We start from the raw sequence: 18,850 nt of genomic DNA, 5'->3' as shown, positions 1-18,850 counted from the left end.
AGGCCTCACTCTAGTCTGTGGCCGTGAGTGACCATCGCCCGGCGGACGCCGTCGGACCGTTCGCGCGTGCCGCCGAGGAGGTGCGCGCCACGACGTTCCGCGAGGATCTGGTGGTCCGCGAGATTCCGTCGCCCGCCGGTCTGGCGCCGTTCTCGCTCGCCCTGGCCGGTGACGTCCGGCCCGAGGAGCACGCCACGGACTCGCCCTTCGGCACGGGCCGCTTCATCCTGCTGCACGACCCCGAGGAGCCCGAGCCCTGGGGTGGGGCATGGCGCATCGTCTGCTTCGCGCAGGCACCGCTCGAGCCCGAGATCGGCGTCGACCCGTTGCTGGCTGAGGTGGCGTGGTCGTGGCTCATCGACGCGCTCGACTCCCGCGGCGCCGACCGGCATTCCGAGTCCGGCACCGCCACCAAGACCCTGTCGACCGGTTTCGGCGCCCTCGCGGCGCAGGGCGAGGGGTCGCAGATCGAACTTCGCGCGTCATGGTCGCCGCGCGGTCCCTTCCGCCCGCACCTCGAGGCGTGGGCGGAACTCGTCTGCATGCTCGCCGGCCTCCCCCCGGGGTCGGAGGGCGTCGCTGTGTTCGGAGCCCGGAGGCCCACGCGTGGTTGAGTACATCGTCATCGAGGATGCCGCGGGATTCCGCGCCGCCTGCGAGACCCTGGCCGCCGGGAGCGGTCCCGTCGCGGTCGACGTCGAGCGGGCGTCGGGGTTCCGCTACTCGCAGCGCGCGTACCTCATCCAGGTGTTCCGTCGGGATGCCGGGGTGTTCCTGTTCGACCCGTCGACCATCGAGGACTTCGCGCCGCTGCAGGAGGCGATCGGCGACATCGAGTGGGTGTTCCACGCCGCGAGCCAGGACCTGCCGTCGCTGCGCGAGCGCGGCCTGGAGCCCCCGCGCATCTTCGACACCGAGCTGGGCTCCCGCCTGCTGGGACATGAACGCGTCGGCCTGGGCGCGGTGGTCGAGCAGACGCTCGGCATCACCCTCGCCAAGGCGCACTCCGCCGCCGACTGGTCCACGCGGCCCCTCCCGGCGTCGTGGCTCGAGTACGCGGCCCTCGACGTCGAGCACCTCATCGACGTCCGCGATGTCCTGGTGTCAGAGCTCGACGAGCAGGGCAAGACCGAGTTCGCGCGCCAGGAGTTCCAGTCCGTGCTCGAGCGCCGGCCCAAGCCCGCCCGCGACGACCCCTGGCGCCGACTGAGCGGACTGCACACCGTACGCGGTCGCCGCGCCCTGGCGGTGGCGCGCTCGCTCTGGCAGGCCCGCGAGGACTACGCCCGCGAGCAGGACGTCGCTCCCGGCCGCCTGGTGCCCGATCGCGCGCTGGTCGCCGCGGTGCTGGCCGACCCGGCGAGCAAGCAGGCCCTGGCCGGGGTCAAGGAGTTCAACGGGAGGGCGAGCCGCACGCAGCTCGATCGATGGTGGAACGCCATCGTCGCCGGCCGCGAGACCACGGACCTGCCGGCCGACCGGGTGCCCAGCGACACGCTGCCCCCGCCCCGGGCATGGGCGGACCGCAACCCCGACGCCGACCGCCGTCTCAAGGCCGCGCGGCCGGCCGTCGAGGCGCGCGCCGAAGAACTGCGGATGCCGACCGAGAACCTGCTGACGCCCGAGACCCTGCGCCGGGTGGCCTGGGCGCCGCCGGCCGAGGTGACGCCGGCGTCGATCGGATCCGCCCTGGCCGAGCTCGGGGCTCGCGCCTGGCAGATTGACCAGACCGCACAGGTGATCGCAGATAGTTTTGTAGCTTCCCTCAACGAGGTCGACGACGCCTCCGGATCGGATTCGTAGGTTCGGACAAGCGATTCCGTCCGCCGCGGCGGTCTTCCTAGGCTGGGGGCATCCCAAACTATGGAGGCAGAGTGGCCGAGATGACGGACGTCTTCTTCGTCGACGGAGTACGCACCCCTTTCGGGCGCGCCGGCGAGAAGGGCATGTACTGGAACACCCGCGCCGACGACCTGGTCGTCAAGGCGATCATCGGGTTGATGGAGCGCAACGGCGACGTGCCGAAGGACCGGATCGACGACGTGGCCATCGCCGCGACCTCGCAGACCGGTGACCAGGGACTGACCCTGGGGCGGACGGCGGCGATCCTCGCGGGTCTGCCGATGACCGTGCCCGGCCTGGCGGTCGAGCGCATGTGCGCCGGCGCCATGACGAGCGTCACGACCATGGGCGCGTCGATCGGCGTCGGCATGTACGACCTCGCCCTCGCCGGCGGCGTCGAGCACATGGGGCGACACCCCATCGGCGGCAACGTCGACCCGAACCCCCGGTTCGTCGCCGAGCGTCTGGTCGACCCGGGCGCCCTCAACATGGGTGTGACGGCCGAGCGCATCCACGACCGGTTCCCGCACCTCACCAAGGAGCGCGCCGATCGCTTCGGCGTGGCCAGTCAGCACAAGGTTCAGGCCGCCTACGAGGCCGGCAAGATCCAGCCCGACCTGGTGCCGGTGGCCGTCAAGGACGCCGACGGCGCCTGGGGCCTCGCCACCGAGGACGAGGGACGCCGCCCCGAGACGACCCTCGAGGGCCTCGCGACGCTCAAGACGCCGTTCCGCCCCCACGGTCGCGTCACGGCGGGCACCTCGTCGCCGCTCACCGATGGCGCGACCATCAGCCTGCTCGCCGGGTCGGACGCGGTGAAGGAGTTCGGTCTCGCGCCCAAGATGCGCATGGTGTCGTTCGCCTTCGCCGGTGTCGAGCCCGAGATCATGGGCATCGGTCCGATCCCCTCGACCGAGAAGGCACTGAAGAAGGCCGGGCTGACGATCGACGACATCGGCCTGTTCGAACTGAACGAGGCGTTCGCGATCCAGGTCATCTCGCTGCTGGACCACTTCGGCATCGCCGACGACGATCCGCGCGTCAATCAGTGGGGCGGGGCCATCGCCCTGGGACACCCGCTCGCGGCATCCGGTGTCCGTCTCATGATCCAGCTGGCGGCGCAGTTCGCCGAGCGGCCCGACGTGCGCTACGGGCTCACCGCGATGTGCGTGGGCCTGGGCCAGGGCGGCTCGGTCATCTGGGAGAACCCGTTCTTCGACGGAAAGAAGAAGCGCAAGTGACCGACTACGCATCCATCGACTTCAGTCCCCTCGACGCCCTCACCGGCGACGAGGTGGTGACCCACTCCCCCGTCCGCGACGTGCGTCTGCCGTCGGGCAACGTGCTGGCGCTCATCACGCTCGACAACGGCCGCGATCACACGCGCCCCAACACGCTGGGCCCGGCGACGCTCGCCGAGCTCGGCGAGACGCTCGCGACGCTGAAGCGCCGCGCGGCGGCGGGAGAGATCCACGCCGTCGCGATCACCGGCAAGCAGTACATCCTGGCTGCCGGTGCCGACCTGTCCGACATCGCGAAGCTGCCGTCGAGAGAGGTCGCCCGCCTCGTCGCGCAGCGCGGTCACCAGGTGTTCGGCTCGCTCTCCGAGCTGGGCGTGCCCTCGTTCGCGTTCGTGAACGGCCTCGCCCTGGGCGGCGGTCTCGAGATCGCCCTCAACTCCACCTACCGCACGGTGGACGCCTCGGCCGCGGCCGTCGCACTGCCCGAGGTGTTCATGGGCATCATCCCCGGCTGGGGCGGCGCCTACCTGCTGCCGAACCTCATCGGCATCGAGAACGCGCTCGAGGTCGTGGTCTCGAACCCGCTCAAGCAGAACCGCATGCTCAAGCCCCAGCAGGCGTTCGACCTCGGGATCATGGATGCCATCTTCCCGGCGGCCAGTTACCTCGAGGACTCGCTGCGCTGGGCCGACGGCGTGCTCACCGGTCGCGTGAAGGTCGAGCGCAAGAACGAGCCCGGCAAGCTCGAGCGCCTGACCAAGTGGCCGATCGCGATCAAGGTCGCCCGCTCGATGCTCGAGTCGAAGATCGGCACCGTCCCCCGCTCCCCCTACGTCGCTCTCGACCTGCTCGACAAGGCGAAGAGCGGCACGAAGGCCGAGGGCTTCGCGCGCGAGGACGAGGCGCTGGCCGATCTGATCACGGGCGACCAGTTCGCGGCATCCATGTACGCCTTCGATCTGGTGCAGAAGCGCGCCAAGCGTCCGGTCGGGGCCCCCGACAAGGCGCTCGCGAAGAAGGTCACCAAGGTCGGCGTCATCGGCGCGGGCCTCATGGCCTCGCAGTTCGCGCTGCTGTTCGTGCGAAAGCTCCGGGTGCCGGTGATCATCACCGACCTCGATCAGGGCCGCGTCGACAAGGGCGTGGCATCCATTCGCGAAGAGATCGGCAAGCTCGAAGCCAAGGGTCGCCTGGACGGCGACACCGCGAACCAGCTGCGCGCCCTGGTGCACGGAACGACCGACCGCACCGAGTTCGCCGACTGCGACTTCGTCATCGAGGCCGTGTTCGAAGAGGTCGGCGTCAAGCAGGAGGTCTTCTCGGCGATCGAGAAGATCGTCGCCGACGACGCGATCCTCGCGACCAACACCTCGTCGCTCTCGGTCGCCGAGATCGGATCGGTGCTGCAGAACCCCGAGCGCCTGGTGGGCTTCCACTTCTTCAACCCGGTCGCCGTCATGCCGCTCATCGAGGTCGTGAAGACGGATGCCACGTCCGACGCCGCGCTCTCGACGGCGTTCGTGGTGGCCAAGGGCCTCGGCAAGAACGCGGTGCTGACCGCCGACGCGCCCGGCTTCGTCGTGAACCGCCTGCTCGCGAAGGTCATGGGCGAGGCGGCACGCGCTGTCTACGAGGGCACGCCGATCGCGGTCGTCGAGAAGGCGTTCGCGCCGCTCGGACTGCCGATGGGGCCGTTCCAGCTCATCGACCTCGTCGGCTGGAAAGTTGCTGCGCACGTGCAGGACACGATGGCGCACGCCTTCCCGGACCGGTTCTTCTCGTCCGAGAACTTCCACGAGCTCGCGGCCCTGCCCGAGGTCGTCGAGAAGGACAAGGGCGGCCGCGTGACCGGCTGGACCAAGGCCGCTCAGAAGGTGCTCGTCACGGGCAAGACGCCGGTCGCGCCCGAGACGATCCTCGCCCGTGTGCAGGACGGCCTCGCGCAGGAGATCAGGATCATGCTGGACGAGGGCGTCGTGCCCGAGGTGCAGGACATCGACCTGTGCCTCATCCTCGGCGCCGGCTGGCCGTTCATCGACGGAGGGGCTTCGCCCTACCTCGACCGCGAGGGGGCGTCGGGGCGCGCCTTCGGTGACACATTCCACCACCCGCCCATCCGCGGCATCGGGGCCTGACGGTCCTTCTCACGACGGCGTCGTCCCCACGGGGCGGCGCCGTCGTCGTTCGCTCGGGCGTTCGTCGCCGCCAGAACAGGCGGCGCGACGAGAACAGGGCGTCTACGGCGATCTCTTCCTGTTCTGGGTGCTCTCTCCTGTCCTCGTGACAGAAAGGAACCGCACTCAGACGAAGAACAGGCCGGGATGCGGGGATCCCGGCCTGTTCCGCGTCGCATCGGCGCTTACGGGCGCGTCTGCTCCCACTCGGCGATCGTGGGGATCGAGCCCGTGGGGGTCTGCCGGGCCATGGGGATGCGCGTGCCGAGCACCTGCGCCACCACGTCCTGGGCGATCTTGGAGGCCGTGAGGCCGGCATCCTCGAGGATCTGCTCCCGCGAGGCGTGGTCGATGAATTCGTCCGGGATGCCGAGCTCGTCGACGGCCGTGTCGACCCCTGCTTCGCGCAGCACCTGTCGCACGCGCGTGCCGACGCCGCCGACGCGGATGCCGTCCTCGATCGTGATCACCAGACGGTGCTCGCGGGCGAGGTCGACGATCGACGGCTGCACGGGGATCGCCCAGCGCGGATCGATGACCGTCGCGCCGATGCCCTGGGCCTCGAGACGCTCGGCGACCTCCATCGCGAGGTGCACCATCGGTCCGATGCCGACCAGCAGGACGTCTTCGCCCGCCCCGCGCGCGAGGACATCGACTCCGTCGTCGAGGCGCTCGATCGCCTCGACGTCGTCGTTCACCGTGCCCTTGGGGTAGCGGACGACCGTGGGTGCGTCCTCGACCGCCGTCGCCTCGCGGAACACCTCGCGCAGACGCGCGGCGTCGCGGGGCGCGGCGATGCGGATGCCGGGGACGAGCTGCAGCATCGCAAGGTCCCAGATGCCGTGGTGGCTGGGACCGTCGGGCCCGGTGACCCCCGCGCGGTCGAGGACGAAGGTGACACCGGCCTTGTGCAGGCCGACATCCATCATGACCTGATCGAAGGCGCGGTTCATGAACGTCGCGTAGATCGCGACGACGGGGTGCAACCCGCCGAAGGCGAGTCCCGCGGCCGAGGTCACCGCGTGCTGCTCGGCGATGCCGACGTCGTACACGCGCTCGGGGAAGCGCTCCGAGAACTTCTGCAGACCGGTGGGGCGCAGCATCGCCGCGGTCATCGCGATGATGTCGTCGCGCTCGGATCCGACCGCGACGAGCTCGTCGGCGAACACGTCGGTCCACTGGGTGCCGCCGCCCGAGCCGAGCGCCTCGCCCGTGATCGGGTCGATCTTGCCGACGGCGTGGAACTGGTCGGCCTCGTCGCTCATCGCCGGGGCGTAGCCGCTGCCCTTGTCGGTGATGGCGTGCACGATGACCGGTGCCCCGTACGACTTGGCGAGCTCGAGCGTCTCGATGAGCGATTCGAAGTCGTGACCGTCGATGGGGCCGAGGTACTTGATGTCGAGGTTGCTGTAGAGCGCCTCGTTGTTCGTGAAGCGCGAGAGGAAGCCGTGGGTGCCGCCGCGGACGCCGCGGTACACCGCACGCGCGGCGGGACCGAGGCGGCGGAAGAGGGTGTCGGAGCCGCGGTGCAGCGTGCGGTACGCCTCGTTCGTGCGGACACGGTTGAGGTAGCGTGCCATGCCGCCGATGGTCGGAGCATAGGAACGACCGTTGTCGTTGACGACGATGACCAGGTTGCGGTCGTTGTCGTCGCTGATGTTGTTCAGCGCCTCCCACGTCATGCCGCCGGTGAGCGCACCGTCGCCGACGACGGCGACGACGTGACGGTCGCGGCGCCCGGTGCGGCTGAAGGCGCGCGAGACGCCGTCCGCCCAGCTCAGCGAGCTGGAGGCGTGCGAGGACTCGACCACGTCGTGCTCGCTCTCGGACCGCTGCGGGTAGCCCGCCAGACCGCCGCGCGAGCGCAGCTTCGAGAAGTCCTGGCGGCCGGTGAGCATCTTGTGCACGTAGGACTGGTGACCGGTGTCGAAGATGATGGGGTCGGCGGGCGAGTCGAACACCCGGTGCAGGGCGATCGTCAGCTCGACGACGCCGAGGTTGGGACCGAGGTGACCGCCCGTCCGGGCGACGTTCTCGACGAGGAACGACCGGACCTCGGTGGCCAGTTGACGCAGTTCGTCGGGCGTGAGGGCATCGAGATCGCGGGGTCCGCGGATGCCGGGCAGGAGAGCCATGCGACTCCTCTCGTGGGGTGCGCGCGGTGTCGCGCGTACGGGTCGATTCTAGTCTCCGGGGGCCTGAGGGGCCCGGCAACGGCTTGCGTTCAGCGCCGTCCCGTGCGCGCGCGGCGGGGTGGACAGCCGGCGCGAGCGGTCGCCGTAACGCCGATGTGCCCCGGAAGCGCGGGGCTTCCGGGGCACATCGGTCAGCGGGATCAGACCAGCGAACGCAGCACGTACTGCAGGATGCCGCCGTTGCGGTAGTAGTCGGCCTCACCGGGGGTGTCGATGCGGACCACGGCGTCGAACGTCACGGTCTGCTTGCCCGCGGGCGAGAAGTCGCTGGGCTCGGCCGTGACCTTCACCGTCTTGGGCGTGACGCCCTCGTTCAGCTGCTCGAGGCCCTCGATCGAGACGATCTCGGTGCCGTCGAGGCCCAGGGACTTCCAGCTCTCGCCGGCCGGGAACTGCAGAGGCACGACGCCCATGCCGATGAGGTTCGAGCGGTGGATGCGCTCGAAGCTCTCGGTGATGACCGCCTTGACGCCCAGCAGGTTGGTGCCCTTGGCCGCCCAGTCACGCGACGAGCCCGAGCCGTACTCCTTGCCGCCGAAGATGACCAGCGGGGTGCCCTGCGCCTGGTAGTTCTGGCTCGCGTCGAAGATGTACGACTGCGGGCCGCCCTCCTGGGTGAAGTCGCGGGTGTAACCGCCCTCGACGACCGTGCCGTCGTTGACCGCAGCGGTGAGCTCGTTCTTCAGACGGATGTTCGCGAACGTGCCGCGGATCATCACCTCGTGGTTGCCACGGCGCGAGCCGTACGAGTTGAAGTCCTTCTGCGCGACGCCGTGCTCGGTCAGGTACTGCGCGGCGGGGGTGCCCGCCTTGATGTTGCCGGCCGGGCTGATGTGGTCGGTGGTCACCGAGTCGCCCAGCGTCGCCATGACGCGCGCACCGGTGATGTCGGTGACCGGCGAGGGCTCCATCGACATGCCGTCGAAGTAGGGCGCCTTGCGCACGTAGGTGGAGTCGGCATCCCAGTCGAAGACGGGGCCGGTCGGCGTGGGCAGGTTCTTCCAGCGCTCGTCGCCCTCGAAGACGGTGGCGTACTGCTGGATGAACTGCTCGCGCGAGATCGACGCGTCGATGATCGTCTGCACCTGGTCGGGGGCCGGCCAGATGTCCTTGAGGAAGACGTCGTCGCCGTTCTGGTCCTTGCCCAGGGCGTCGGTCTCGAAGTCGAAGTTCATCGAACCGGCCAGCGCGTAGGCGACCACCAGGGGCGGGGATGCCAGGTAGTTCATCTTGACGTCGGGGCTGATGCGACCCTCGAAGTTGCGGTTGCCCGAGAGGACGGCCGACACGGCCAGGTCGTTCTCGTTGATCGCCTCGGAGACCTCCTCGATGAGGGGGCCGGAGTTGCCGATGCAGATCGTGCAGCCGTAGCCGACGGTGTAGAAGTCGAGGCCCTCGAGCGCCTTGTCGAGACCGGACTTCTCGTAGTAGTCCGTGACCACCTTCGAGCCGGGTCCGAGCGTCGTCTTGACCCACGGCTTGCGCTTGAGGCCCTTGTCGACGGCGTTCTTGGCGAGCAGGCCCGCCGCGATCATGACCGAGGGGTTCGAGGTGTTCGTGCACGAGGTGATGGCCGCGAGGGTGACCGCACCGTTGTCGAGCAGGTACGACTGCCCGTCGGGCGTGGTGACCTTGACCGGCTTGGAGGCGTTGACCGGGTGGCCGGACGAGATGAGGACGTCGCTCTCGGTGACGTCTTCGCTCTCTTCGCCGGGGACGGCGCCGGGGTCGGATGCCGGGAAGGTGCCGTCGACCTCGAGGTCGACGACCGAGTCGGTGGTCGACACGGCCGCGTAGTTGAGGATGTCCTTCTCGAACTGCGACTTGGCCTCGGACAGCAGGATGCGGTCCTGCGGGCGCTTCGGGCCGGCGATCGAGGGGACGACCGTCGAGAGGTCGAGCTCCATGTACTCGCTGAAGACGAGCTCGCGCGCCGGGTCGTGCCAGAGCTTCTGCTCCTTGGCGTAGGCCTCGACGAGGGCGACGGTCTGCTCGTCGCGACCGGTCAGGCGCAGGTAGTCGAGCGTGACGTCGTCGATGGGGAACATCGCGGCCGTCGAGCCGAACTCGGGGCTCATGTTGCCGATGGTGGCGCGGTTGGCCAGCGGCACCGAGGCGACGCCCTCGCCGTAGAACTCGACGAACTTGCCGACCACGCCGTGCTGGCGCAGCATGTCGGTGATGGTGAGGACGACGTCGGTCGCGGTCACGCCGGCGGGGATCTCGCCGCTGAGCTTGAAGCCGACCACGCGCGGGATCAGCATCGACACGGGCTGACCGAGCATCGCGGCCTCGGCCTCGATGCCGCCGACGCCCCAGCCCAGTACACCCAGGCCGTTGACCATCGTGGTGTGCGAGTCGGTGCCGACGCAGGTGTCGGGGTAGGCGCGCAGGACGCCGTCGACCGAGCGGTCGTAGACGACCTTGGCGAGGTGCTCGATGTTGACCTGGTGCACGATGCCGGTTCCCGGGGGCACGACCTTGAAGTCGTCGAAGGCCGTCTGGCCCCAGCGCAGGAACTGGTACCGCTCGCCGTTGCGCTCGTACTCGATCTCGACGTTGCGCTCGAGGGCGTTCTCGCTGCCGAACAGGTCGGCGATGACCGAGTGGTCGATGACCATCTCGGCAGGCGAGAGCGGGTTGATCTTGTTGGGGTCGCCGCCGAGGGCGGTGACGGCCTCGCGCATGGTGGCGAGGTCGACGATGCAGGGCACACCGGTGAAGTCCTGCATGACCACGCGCGCCGGCGTGAACTGGATCTCGGTGTCGGGGTCGGCCGTGGGGACCCACGAGCCGAGAGCCTGGATCTGCTCCTTGGTGACGTTGGCGCCGTCCTCCGTGCGCAGGAGGTTCTCGAGCAGCACCTTCAAGCTGAAGGGAAGCTTCTCGTAACCGGCGACCGTGTCGATCCGGAAGATCTCGTAGTCGGTGCTGCCGACCGTCAGGGTGCTCTTGGCACCGAAGCTGTCAACCGTGGACACGATCGTCTCCTTCGTCGGCGAATGCGCAGGCGTCAGCCCGCATTTCCCATCTTCCCCGGGCCGTGCGATCGGCACCAGCAAGGCCGACCTAACCGTTCCGGGGGGACGGATTTATCTTGATGTCAAGATAATATCAGGACTCTCGGCGAGGTGAGAGAGATCGCACGACGAGCCACGTCACGGCGAGCATCGGCGCGAACAGGGGCAGCCCCATCACGATCTTCAGCGTGCCGAGCGCCGTGACGTCACCCGCGAAGTACAGCGGCAGCTGCACGATCAGCCGCGCGGCGAACAACGCGGCCCACGCGACCGAGAGCCACGTGTAGGCGCGCTTCTTGCGCCGGTCGGCGCGCCAGCGGGTGCCCTCCCCCATCAGGTATCCGGCGGCCAGGCCGATGAGCGGCCAGCCGACGAGCGCGCTCACCAGGAACGCCGTGCCGTAGGCGCCGTTGGTGAAGAAGCCCAGCACGAAGTTGTCCTGCCCGCGGCCGGTCAGCAGCGCGAGGGCGGCGGCGCCGGCCGTCGCGAGCAAGCCGCCGATCGCGGCGCTCGGGGGCGACTTGGCGATCAGGCGCGCGAGGGTGAAGACGACCGCCAGGCCGACCGAGACGCCCAGGCTCACCCACAGGTTGCCCTGCCGTGTCTCGGGGTCGATCGTGACGGTGAACAGCACCACGAAGGCCAGTGACGGCAGGACGGATTCGAGGATGCCGCGCCACCCGCCCATCGCCGACCACACCGCGGCGCCGGTCGTCGCATGCGCCGCGGGGTCGAGGCCCGCGCGCCGGGCGGCACCGCCGAGGGCGGCGCCGAGCGTGTCGGCCGCGGACGGCGGTTCGAGCGGCACGCGGTCCCCGTCGCGCGCGGGGCGGGCGGAGTCGTCGCTCATGCCGTGCCGGGGGTCGACGGCATCCGGAGAGGAATCAGGTCGCGCGGCGGCATCGGCGACGTTCCTCGGACGACGACGATCGAGCGGAAGAGGTCTTCGACGGCCGCCGCCGCCTCGATGTCGCTCGTGGCGGCGCCCCCCACGACGCCGCGCAGGAACCACCGGGGGCCGTCGACCCCGACGAAGCGCGCGAGACGCTTTCCGGCGCCGTCCGCGCCCGCTACGGGGACCTCGGCCAGGAGCTCCGGCCCCAGGGGGCCCTCGCGCTCTTCGACGCGGCCGCCCTGCTGCTTGACCTGCTGGCGGATCTGCTCGCGCGTCTCTTCCCACAGGCCGCTCGAGCGCGGCGCCGCGAACGGCTGCACCTGCAGGGTCGATTCGGCGTAGTCCAGACCGACGGCGACGATGCGCTTGGTCTGCTCCTCGACCTCGAGGCGCAGGTTCAGCCCCTCGCGCGGCAGGATCTTGATGCCGCCGAGGTCGATGTAGGGGCGCACCGGGTTGGCCTCGGCTTCGTCGAACGGGCCGGCGCTGTCGCGATCGGCCGGAGCGCTCTTGGCGGGGGGTGCGGGCTCGAGGGCGGTCTGCTCGTCCTCGGGTGTGGTCTGCGACGCGTCGTCGGTCATCGGGTGCTCCCTTGCAGGGTCTGGTATCCGCTCGATCCGAAGCCGCCGTCGCCGCGCACGCTGTCGGGAAGGTCGTCGACGGGGACGAAGCGCACGGGCGGGACGGGCATCACGATGAGCTGGGCGATGCGGTCTCCGACCGCGATGTCGTATGCCTCGTCGAGGTCGGTGTTGAGCAGGGCCACCTTGATCTCGCCGCGGTAGCCGGCGTCGATGGTCCCCGGGGAGTTGACGATGGTGATGCCGTGCTTGGCGGCCAGGCCGCTGCGCGGGACCACGAAGGCCGCGTACCCCTCGGGCAGTGCGATGCGCACCCCCGTCGAGACGAGGGCGCGGCGGCCGGGTTCGAGCCTCAGCGCTTCGGCGGAGGTCAGGTCGGCTCCGGCGTCGCCGGGGTGGGCGAAGACCGGGGGCTCGGATGCGACAATGAGGACGTCCACCGTTTCGGTCACCCCACGAGGGTAATGCAGAAGAGGGGGTGCGGCATCCGCACCGCAGTCGAGTACCGCGAGCGTCTCAGCCCGTCGCTGTGGGCGCTGGTCGCCGCCGCCGTGTGCGGCCCGATGGCCGCCGTCGTCTTCTCGCCCCTCGACACGACCCTGGCCCTCTTCATCGGGCTGATCGTGTCGGTGGGCATCGTGGCCGCGCTGCTCGCGCTGGCGCCCGTGGTCGAGGTGAGCGGTGGAGAACTGCGCGCCGGGCGGGCGCACATCCCCGTGGATCTGCTGGGCGTCCCCTCGGGGGTCGTCGCCGAAGAGGCCCGCACGGCCCGTGGGAGTGGTCTCGACCACCGGGCCTGGCATGTCATCCGGGGCGGGATCGACGGCATCGTCACGGTTCCCGTGACCGATCCCGACGACCCGACCCCGTACTGGGTGGTGTCCACCCGCACGCCGGATCGCCTCATCGCGGCGATCCAGCGCGCTCAGGTCAGGCTGCGCACTCCAGGCAGATGAAGCCGGGGCCGCTCTCTTCCGCGATCTGAGAGCGGTGCTTCACGAGGAAGCAGCTCATGCAGGTGAACTCGTCCTCCTGGGCGGGCAGGACGACGACATCGAGCTCGATGTCGGAGAGGTCGGCGCCGGGCAGTTCAAAGCCCGAGGGGTTGTCGGCATCCTCGTTGTCGATCGACCCCGACGCCTTGTCGGGCACGCGCTCCTTGAGGGCCTCGATCGACTCGCTGTCGTCCTCGGTCTTGCGCGGTGCGTCGTAATCGGTTGCCATGCGTGCAGGTCTCTACTTCCGGATTTCGTGGTGCTGTGCCGGTCGGGTTCCCGATCGGGCGGGCATAGTTTGCATGACACGTCTGCGATAAGCAAATGCTCGTGCGCTCGCGTGCGTGTCGAGCCAGAGCGGAAACTCGCGGCGCGCCCGCGATATTCCCGCAACCGGGCGGCGCGCATGTCAGCATGGGCGCTGACCGCAGATCGGAGGGGTGTTTCGCATGGAACAGCTCAAAGTCATCGGAACCGAGGATGACGTCCTCGTCGTGGCGACTCAGGCGGGCGAACGCTTCGCCCTTCCGCTCGACGAGGTGTTGCGCGCGGAAGCGCGGCGCGCCCGTCGGGACCGCGAAGACGACGACCGCGCCCCGCGTCCCAGCCCGCGCGAGATCCAGGCGCACATCCGCGCCGGACTCTCGGCCCGCGAGGTGGCGACGCTGCTGAACGCGCGCGTCGAAGACGTCCAGCGCTTCGAGCCGCCCGTCCTCGCCGAGCGCGAGCACGTCGTCGGTCAGGCGCTGGCGGTCCCCGTCCTGCTGGGCGGCACCCTCGAGCACGACGCTCCGATCACCTTCGGCGCCGCCGTGCGCGCCAAGCTCGCCGAGGCCGGCGCGTCCGCCGAGCGGTGGACGAGCTGGAAGGAGAGCACGGGCTGGATGGTCAAGCTCGAGTTCACCGCCAACGGGATCGAGCACGACGCCCGGTGGGGCTTCGAGCCCCGGCGCAGCACGCTGTCGCCCCAGAACGCCGACGCGATCCAGCTCTCCCGCCAGGGCTCGCTGCCCGAGGGACTGATCCCGCGACTGCGCGCCCTGGACAGCGTGCCGAAGGACGACTCCCGCTTCGACAGCGGCGCCTTCGGCCCGCGTCGTCTCGATATCGACGACGAACCCGGCGTCGAGGCGACCGGGCCCGTCGCCGCGGCCGTGCAGGCGGCGGCGATCAAGCGCGCGCCCGATGCCCCGGTGACGTCGTCCGAGACCGCCGACCTGCTCGAGGCGCTGCGTCGTCGGCGTGGTCAGCGCGAGCCCCTGCCCGGTGTCGAGGCCGAGCCCGAGCCGCGCCCCTCCAGCGCCCCGGTCTCCCTGTTCGAGCCGGCCCCCGAGCCCGCCCGCCCCGAGCCCGCCCGTCCCGAGGAACGCGCCGAACCGGCGCCCGAGGCGGAGCGCCCGGCATCCGACCCCGCGCGACGCGCCAAGGGGCGGCCGTCCATGCCCTCGTGGGACGAGATCGTCTTCGGGGCCCGGTCCGACGAGAGCTGAGGCCCCTCGGCCTCACCGAGTCGGGGCGACGGGATGCCGTCGGCCCGACCTACGTCAGGCGAAGGCGCCGAGGCGCAGCAGCGGAACGGTGCGCTCCTCGTCCGTGAGCGACCCGTGCTGCCCGACCATGCGCTGGGGGCGCTTGTCGGACTCGCGGTCGTCGTAATAGGCGAAGCGTCCGCGCGCGGCGACCACGACGTCGCCGATGCGCGGCAGGACGTCGGCGTCGACGTCGCCGAAGAGCCCGGCGGCGACGGCCTCGTCGCGCGTCAGCACCCAGGCGCGCGCGGCCTCGCTCTGGGCCCAGCGGCGGGCCACGGCATCCATCCGCCCCTCCGCCGTGTACACGTGCAGCATGCGGGGTTCACCGCCGAGCAGCGTGACGTCCTCGAGCAGCGCGTCGCCGTCGCGGAGCAGCACGTGCTTGTGCGCGGGCACGTCGACCATTCCGTGATCGGCCGTGACGATGACGCCCGTGCGCGCCGAGAGCAGCCCCGCGAGGCGGCGGGCGGCGGCATCCACCCGCTCCAGCGCGTCGGTCCAGCGGTCGGACTCCCATCCGTCGCGGTGACCGGCCGTGTCGAGCTCGGGCGCGTACAGATAGGTGATCGAGCCGGGGTGACGTGCGGCGAGATCGGCGGCGAGGGCCACGCGCTCGTCGAGGTCGTCCGAAGGGTGGAAGCGCGCCCCGCGCAGGGTCGCCTCGGTGAACCCGGTGCCGGTGTAGCCGGGCCGCGACACGACGAAGGCGTCCCGCCCGGATGCCGCGTGCGCGGCGAAGAGGGGCGTCCGGCGCTGCCACGTGTGCGGGTCGAGGCCGTCGGTCTCCCAACCGTGCAACTGGTTCGGCGCGGTGTCGGTGCCCGGGACGCGGACGCGGTACCCGGCGATGCCGTGGGTGCCGGGGTCGGCGCCGGTGAGCAGGCTCGTGAGCGCTGCCGCCGTCGTCGAGGGGAACACCGTGCGCGCGACGTCGCGTCGGCCGCCGACCGCACCGAGGAACCGCGCGTGACCGCGGCGCGCCGCGAGATTGTGCGCGCCGAGCCCGTCGACCAGGAAGACGATCGCGCTCTCGGCGGGCGCGAACCAGTCCGATCGGCCCGTCACCGCGGCGATCGTCTGCGCCATCACGTCGGTGAGGCTCCGGGAGCGCGGCGGGTCCGCCGGTAGGCTGAGTGACATCGGAGCAAGTCTTCCACACGGCTCCCGACCCCGTCCGTTCGCGGACGCCCGCCCGACCCGAGGCCGCATCCCATGCCCGATTCCCGTTCCTCCTCCCCCGCGACCGTCGAACGCATCGAAGACGTCGATGTCTCGACGGAGATGCAGGGGTCCTTCCTCGAGTACGCGTACTCCGTGATCTACTCGCGCGCCCTGCCCGACGCGCGCGACGGTCTCAAGCCCGTGCAGCGGCGCATCCTGTACCAGATGGCCGAGATGGGCCTGCGCCCCGACCGCGGGCACGTCAAGAGCGCCCGCGTCGTCGGCGAAGTGATGGGAAAGCTCCACCCCCACGGTGACGCTCCCATCTACGACGCGCTCGTCCGGCTCGCGCAGTACTTCTCGCTGCGCGTGCCGCTGATCGACGGGCACGGCAACTTCGGTTCGCTCGACGACGGTCCCGCCGCCCCGCGCTACACCGAAGCGCGTCTCGCGCCGCCCGCGCTCGCGCTGACCGAGAACCTCGACGAGGACGTCGTCGACTTCATCCCCAACTACGACGGACAGTTCCAGCAGCCCGAGGTCCTGCCGGCGGCCTTCCCGAACCTGCTCGTCAACGGCGCGACGGGTATCGCGGTCGGCATGGCGACCAACATGGCGCCGCACAACCTCATCGAGGTGGTCGCCGCGGCCACGCACCTGCTGCAGAATCCGGATGCCACCGTCGACGAACTGATGGAGTTCGTCCCGGGCCCCGATCTGCCCTCGGGCGGCATCATCGTCGGCCTCGACGGCATCAAGGACGCCTACACCAACGGGCGCGGGACGTTCCGCACCCGCGCGAAAGCGTCGATCGAGTCCCTCGGACCGCGTCGAACCGGCATCGTCATCACCGAGCTGCCCTACCTCGTCGGTCCCGAGCGCGTCATCGAGAAGATCAAGGACGCCGTCCAGGCCAAGAAGCTGACCGGCATCGCCGACGTCACCGACCTGACCGACCGCAACAACGGCCTGCGCCTGGTCGTCGGCATCAAGACCGGCTTCGACGCCAAGGCCGTCCTCGAGCAGCTGTATCGCCTCACCCCGCTCGAGGACTCGTTCGGCATCAACAACGTCGCCCTCGTCGACGGTCAGCCGCAGACCCTCGGTCTGCGCGACATGCTGCGGGTGTACGTCGACCACCGCCTGCGCGTGGTCACGCGACGCAGCGAGTACCGCCTGGCGCGCAAGCGCGAGCGCCTGCACCTCGTCGAGGGGCTGCTCATCGCGATCCTCGACATCGACGAGGTCATCCAGGTCATCCGCTCCTCGGACGACGGGGAGCAGGCGCGCACCAAGCTGCAGGAGGTGTTCGACCTCTCGCACCCTCAGGCCGAGTACATCCTCGAGCTGCGACTGCGCCGGCTGACGAAGTTCTCGCGGATCGAGCTCGAGGCCGAGCGCGACCAGTTGAACGCCGAGATCGCGCAACTGGTCGAGCTCCTCGGCAGCGAGACGCTCCTGCGCCAGCAGGTGGCGCGGGAACTGGATGCCGCGGCCGAGGCGTACGGCACGCCCCGGCGCACGCTGCTGCTGAACGGTGGTCCGGTGCAGCCGCGGTCGGCCAAGGCGGCCGCCGCCGCCGATCTGCGGATCGCCGACGCCCCGTGCCGCGTGTACCTGTCGGCGACCGGCCGCATGGTGCGCGCCGAACTGATCGCCGACGCGCCGGGCGGTGGAGTCGTCCCGCCCGCCCGCCGGTCCAAGCACGATGCGATCCTCTCGAGCGTCGACACCACCACGCGCGGCGACATCGGCGCGGTCACCTCCGCCGGGCGGCTCGTCCGCTTCTCGCCCGTCGACCTGCCCTCGGTGCCGGCGAACTCCGTGCAGGTGGCGGCGGGCACCAAGGTCGAGCAGTACCTCGCGCTCGCGAAGGGCGAGAAGGTCGTGGCGATCGTCCCGCTGGTCGATGCGCCGACGATCGCGCTCGGTACCGAGCAGGGCGTCGTCAAGCGCGTCGCCGCCACGGAGCTGGGCGCCAAGGACGAGATCGAGATCATCTCGCTGCGCGACGGCGACCGGGTGGTGGGCGCGGCCCCCGCCGGCGACAACGCGGAGCTCGTGTTCGTCGCGAGCGACGCCCAGCTGCTGCGGTTCGACGCGTCGTCGGTGCGGCCGCAGGGGCGCTCGGCGGGCGGCATGGCCGGCATCCGCCTCTCGGACGGCGCGCGGGTGATCGCGTTCGCGGTCGTCGGGGCCTCGGCCTTCGACGCGGTGGTGGTCACGGTGGCGGGGTCGTCCGCGGCGCTGCCCGGAACCGACGCCGGATCGGCCAAGGTCTCGGCCTTCACCGAGTTCCCCGCCAAGGGGCGGGCGACCGGCGGCGTGCGCGCGCAGCGTCTGCTGCGCGGAGAGGATGCCCTGACGCTCGCCTGGGTCGGCACCGAACCGCGGGCCGTGGGATCGGACGGTTCGGTGCGCACCCTGCCCGAGGCGGGCGCGAAGCGCGACGCGTCGGGTCAGCCCCTCGACGCCGTGGTCGCCGCGGTCGGGACCGTCGTCCGCTGACCCCGGGGGCCGGGCCGGGGCTCTTCCTCGAGCCTGCCCAGCCGTTCCCGCCCGTGCACAACGGCGGGAGTCGTGGCGGACACGCCGTCCGACGTGACCCGCCCGACGGCGTGTCGGGGCAGGGGCCCGCGGTTGTGCTCGGGCGCGTGCCGCGGGCCGACCGCGGCGGGCAAGGCGCGGGCCCGTGGTTGTGCTCCGACGCGGCGCGGCCGCGACGGACGAGGCGCGGTCGGGTCAGACGTCGATGCGCTCGCGCGCGAGCCGGTCGCTCGAGTCGATGATGAACTCGCGGCGCGGAGCGACGTCACTGCCCATCAGCAGATCGAACACGGATGCCGCGGCCTCCATGTCCTGCACCCGCACACGGCGCAGCATGCGCCCGGCGCGGTCCATGGTCGTGGTGGCGAGCTGGTCGGCATCCATCTCGCCCAGCCCCTTGTACCGCTGCACGGGCTCCTGCCACCGCTTGTTGGACCGCTTGAGCCTGGTCAGCAGCTGGTGCAGCTCTTGCTCGCTGTAGGTGTAGACGGTCTCGTTCGGCTTCGAACCGGGATTCATCACGATCACGCGGTGCAGGGGCGGTACCGCGGCGAAGACACGGCCCTCTTCGACCAGCGGGCGCATATACCGGAAGAACAGCGTGAGCAGCAGCGTCCGGATGTGCGCGCCGTCGACGTCGGCGTCGCTCATCAGGATGATCTTGCCG

Annotated in this window: 14 protein-coding genes and 1 pseudogene; 7 read left to right on the top strand and 8 right to left on the bottom strand. The window is 70.6% G+C overall.

Going from position 1 to position 18,850, the window contains the following annotated elements:
- Positions 1–23 precede the first annotated feature (23 nt).
- The 4 genes from DC432_RS10890 (at position 24) to DC432_RS10875 (ending at position 5,218) form a co-directional block, all read left to right on the top strand.
- Complete coding sequence (locus DC432_RS10890) at positions 24–614, top strand: DUF3000 domain-containing protein (protein WP_116537937.1); 591 nt, start codon at positions 24–26, stop codon at positions 612–614.
- Complete coding sequence (locus DC432_RS10885; protein ID WP_116537915.1) at positions 607–1,803, top strand: ribonuclease D; 1,197 nt, start codon at positions 607–609, stop codon at positions 1,801–1,803. Before DC432_RS10890 ends, DC432_RS10885 begins: the two co-directional genes overlap by 8 nt.
- A 71-nt stretch (positions 1,804–1,874) precedes the next feature.
- A complete protein-coding gene (locus DC432_RS10880; protein ID WP_116537914.1) occupies positions 1,875–3,083 on the top strand; it encodes a thiolase family protein in 1,209 nt (402 codons plus the stop codon).
- On the top strand, positions 3,080–5,218 hold the full coding sequence (locus DC432_RS10875) for a 3-hydroxyacyl-CoA dehydrogenase NAD-binding domain-containing protein (RefSeq protein ID WP_116537913.1): 2,139 nt from the start codon (positions 3,080–3,082) through the stop codon (positions 5,216–5,218). The genes DC432_RS10880 and DC432_RS10875 overlap by 4 nt, the downstream gene beginning before the upstream one ends.
- Positions 5,219–5,442: 224 nt before the next feature.
- Here DC432_RS10875 and dxs read toward each other — a convergent pair whose 3' ends face one another.
- From dxs to dut, 5 genes are all read right to left on the bottom strand, one after another.
- Complete coding sequence (gene dxs / locus DC432_RS10870) at positions 5,443–7,392, bottom strand: 1-deoxy-D-xylulose-5-phosphate synthase (protein ID WP_116537912.1); 1,950 nt, start codon at positions 7,390–7,392, stop codon at positions 5,443–5,445.
- Positions 7,393–7,592: 200 nt separating this feature from the next.
- The gene (acnA, locus tag DC432_RS10865; RefSeq protein WP_108318995.1) at positions 7,593–10,433 is read right to left on the bottom strand and encodes an aconitate hydratase AcnA; all 2,841 of its coding nucleotides are present in this window, start codon (positions 10,431–10,433) and stop codon (positions 7,593–7,595) included.
- Between the two features lie 133 nt (positions 10,434–10,566).
- Positions 10,567–11,322: a DUF3159 domain-containing protein gene (locus DC432_RS10860; RefSeq protein ID WP_116537911.1), complete on the bottom strand. Its 756-nt coding sequence runs from the start codon at positions 11,320–11,322 to the stop codon at positions 10,567–10,569.
- Positions 11,319–11,948, bottom strand: coding sequence for a DUF3710 domain-containing protein (locus DC432_RS10855; RefSeq protein WP_116537910.1), 630 nt, complete (start codon positions 11,946–11,948; stop codon positions 11,319–11,321). The genes DC432_RS10860 and DC432_RS10855 overlap by 4 nt, the downstream gene beginning before the upstream one ends.
- Positions 11,945–12,400, bottom strand: coding sequence for a dUTP diphosphatase (dut, locus tag DC432_RS10850; protein WP_181373550.1), 456 nt, complete (start codon positions 12,398–12,400; stop codon positions 11,945–11,947). Before dut ends, DC432_RS10855 begins: the two co-directional genes overlap by 4 nt.
- A gap of 12 nt (positions 12,401–12,412) precedes the next feature.
- Here dut and DC432_RS10845 point away from each other — a divergent pair, with 12 nt between their 5' ends.
- Positions 12,413–12,904, top strand: coding sequence for a DUF3093 domain-containing protein (locus DC432_RS10845; protein WP_116537909.1), 492 nt, complete (start codon positions 12,413–12,415; stop codon positions 12,902–12,904).
- Here DC432_RS10845 and DC432_RS10840 read toward each other — a convergent pair.
- Positions 12,879–13,172, bottom strand: coding sequence for a DUF4193 domain-containing protein (locus tag DC432_RS10840; protein ID WP_058233180.1), 294 nt, complete (start codon positions 13,170–13,172; stop codon positions 12,879–12,881). The two genes, DC432_RS10845 and DC432_RS10840, sit on opposite strands and share 26 nt — an antisense overlap.
- A 220-nt stretch (positions 13,173–13,392) precedes the next feature.
- Between DC432_RS10840 and sepH the strand changes: the two genes are divergently transcribed.
- Complete coding sequence (sepH, locus tag DC432_RS10835; RefSeq protein ID WP_116537908.1) at positions 13,393–14,433, top strand: septation protein SepH; 1,041 nt, start codon at positions 13,393–13,395, stop codon at positions 14,431–14,433.
- A 54-nt stretch (positions 14,434–14,487) separates the two neighbouring features.
- Here the strand turns inward: sepH and DC432_RS10830 are convergent, their stop codons facing one another.
- Positions 14,488–15,615: an alkaline phosphatase family protein gene (locus DC432_RS10830; protein ID WP_116537907.1), complete on the bottom strand. Its 1,128-nt coding sequence runs from the start codon at positions 15,613–15,615 to the stop codon at positions 14,488–14,490.
- Between the two features lie 72 nt (positions 15,616–15,687).
- Here DC432_RS10830 and DC432_RS10825 point away from each other — a divergent pair, with 72 nt between their 5' ends.
- Positions 15,688–18,144, top strand: coding sequence for a DNA gyrase/topoisomerase IV subunit A (locus DC432_RS10825; RefSeq protein ID WP_116537906.1), 2,457 nt, complete (start codon positions 15,688–15,690; stop codon positions 18,142–18,144).
- Positions 18,145–18,378: 234 nt separating this feature from the next.
- On the opposite strand, the pseudogene DC432_RS10820 reads toward DC432_RS10825, so the two are convergent.
- Positions 18,379–18,850, bottom strand: a pseudogene (locus DC432_RS10820) (DNA topoisomerase IV subunit B); the annotation flags it as partial.

The organism is Microbacterium testaceum (assembly GCF_003075375.1).
Taxonomy (GTDB): domain Bacteria; phylum Actinomycetota; class Actinomycetes; order Actinomycetales; family Microbacteriaceae; genus Microbacterium; species Microbacterium testaceum_E.
This window is presented reverse-complemented; position numbering and strand designations above follow the sequence as displayed.

Coding starts and splice junctions, on each gene's coding strand:
- DC432_RS10845 (WP_116537909.1), top strand. CDS start 12,413: ATGCAGAAGAGGGGGTGCGGCATCCGCACCGCAGTCGAGTACCGCGAG.
- DC432_RS10855 (WP_116537910.1), bottom strand. CDS start 11,948: ATGACCGACGACGCGTCGCAGACCACACCCGAGGACGAGCAGACCGCC.
- DC432_RS10860 (WP_116537911.1), bottom strand. CDS start 11,322: ATGAGCGACGACTCCGCCCGCCCCGCGCGCGACGGGGACCGCGTGCCG.
- DC432_RS10825 (WP_116537906.1), top strand. CDS start 15,688: ATGCCCGATTCCCGTTCCTCCTCCCCCGCGACCGTCGAACGCATCGAA.
- sepH (WP_116537908.1), top strand. CDS start 13,393: ATGGAACAGCTCAAAGTCATCGGAACCGAGGATGACGTCCTCGTCGTG.
- DC432_RS10830 (WP_116537907.1), bottom strand. CDS start 15,615: ATGTCACTCAGCCTACCGGCGGACCCGCCGCGCTCCCGGAGCCTCACC.
- DC432_RS10840 (WP_058233180.1), bottom strand. CDS start 13,172: ATGGCAACCGATTACGACGCACCGCGCAAGACCGAGGACGACAGCGAG.
- dxs (WP_116537912.1), bottom strand. CDS start 7,392: ATGGCTCTCCTGCCCGGCATCCGCGGACCCCGCGATCTCGATGCCCTC.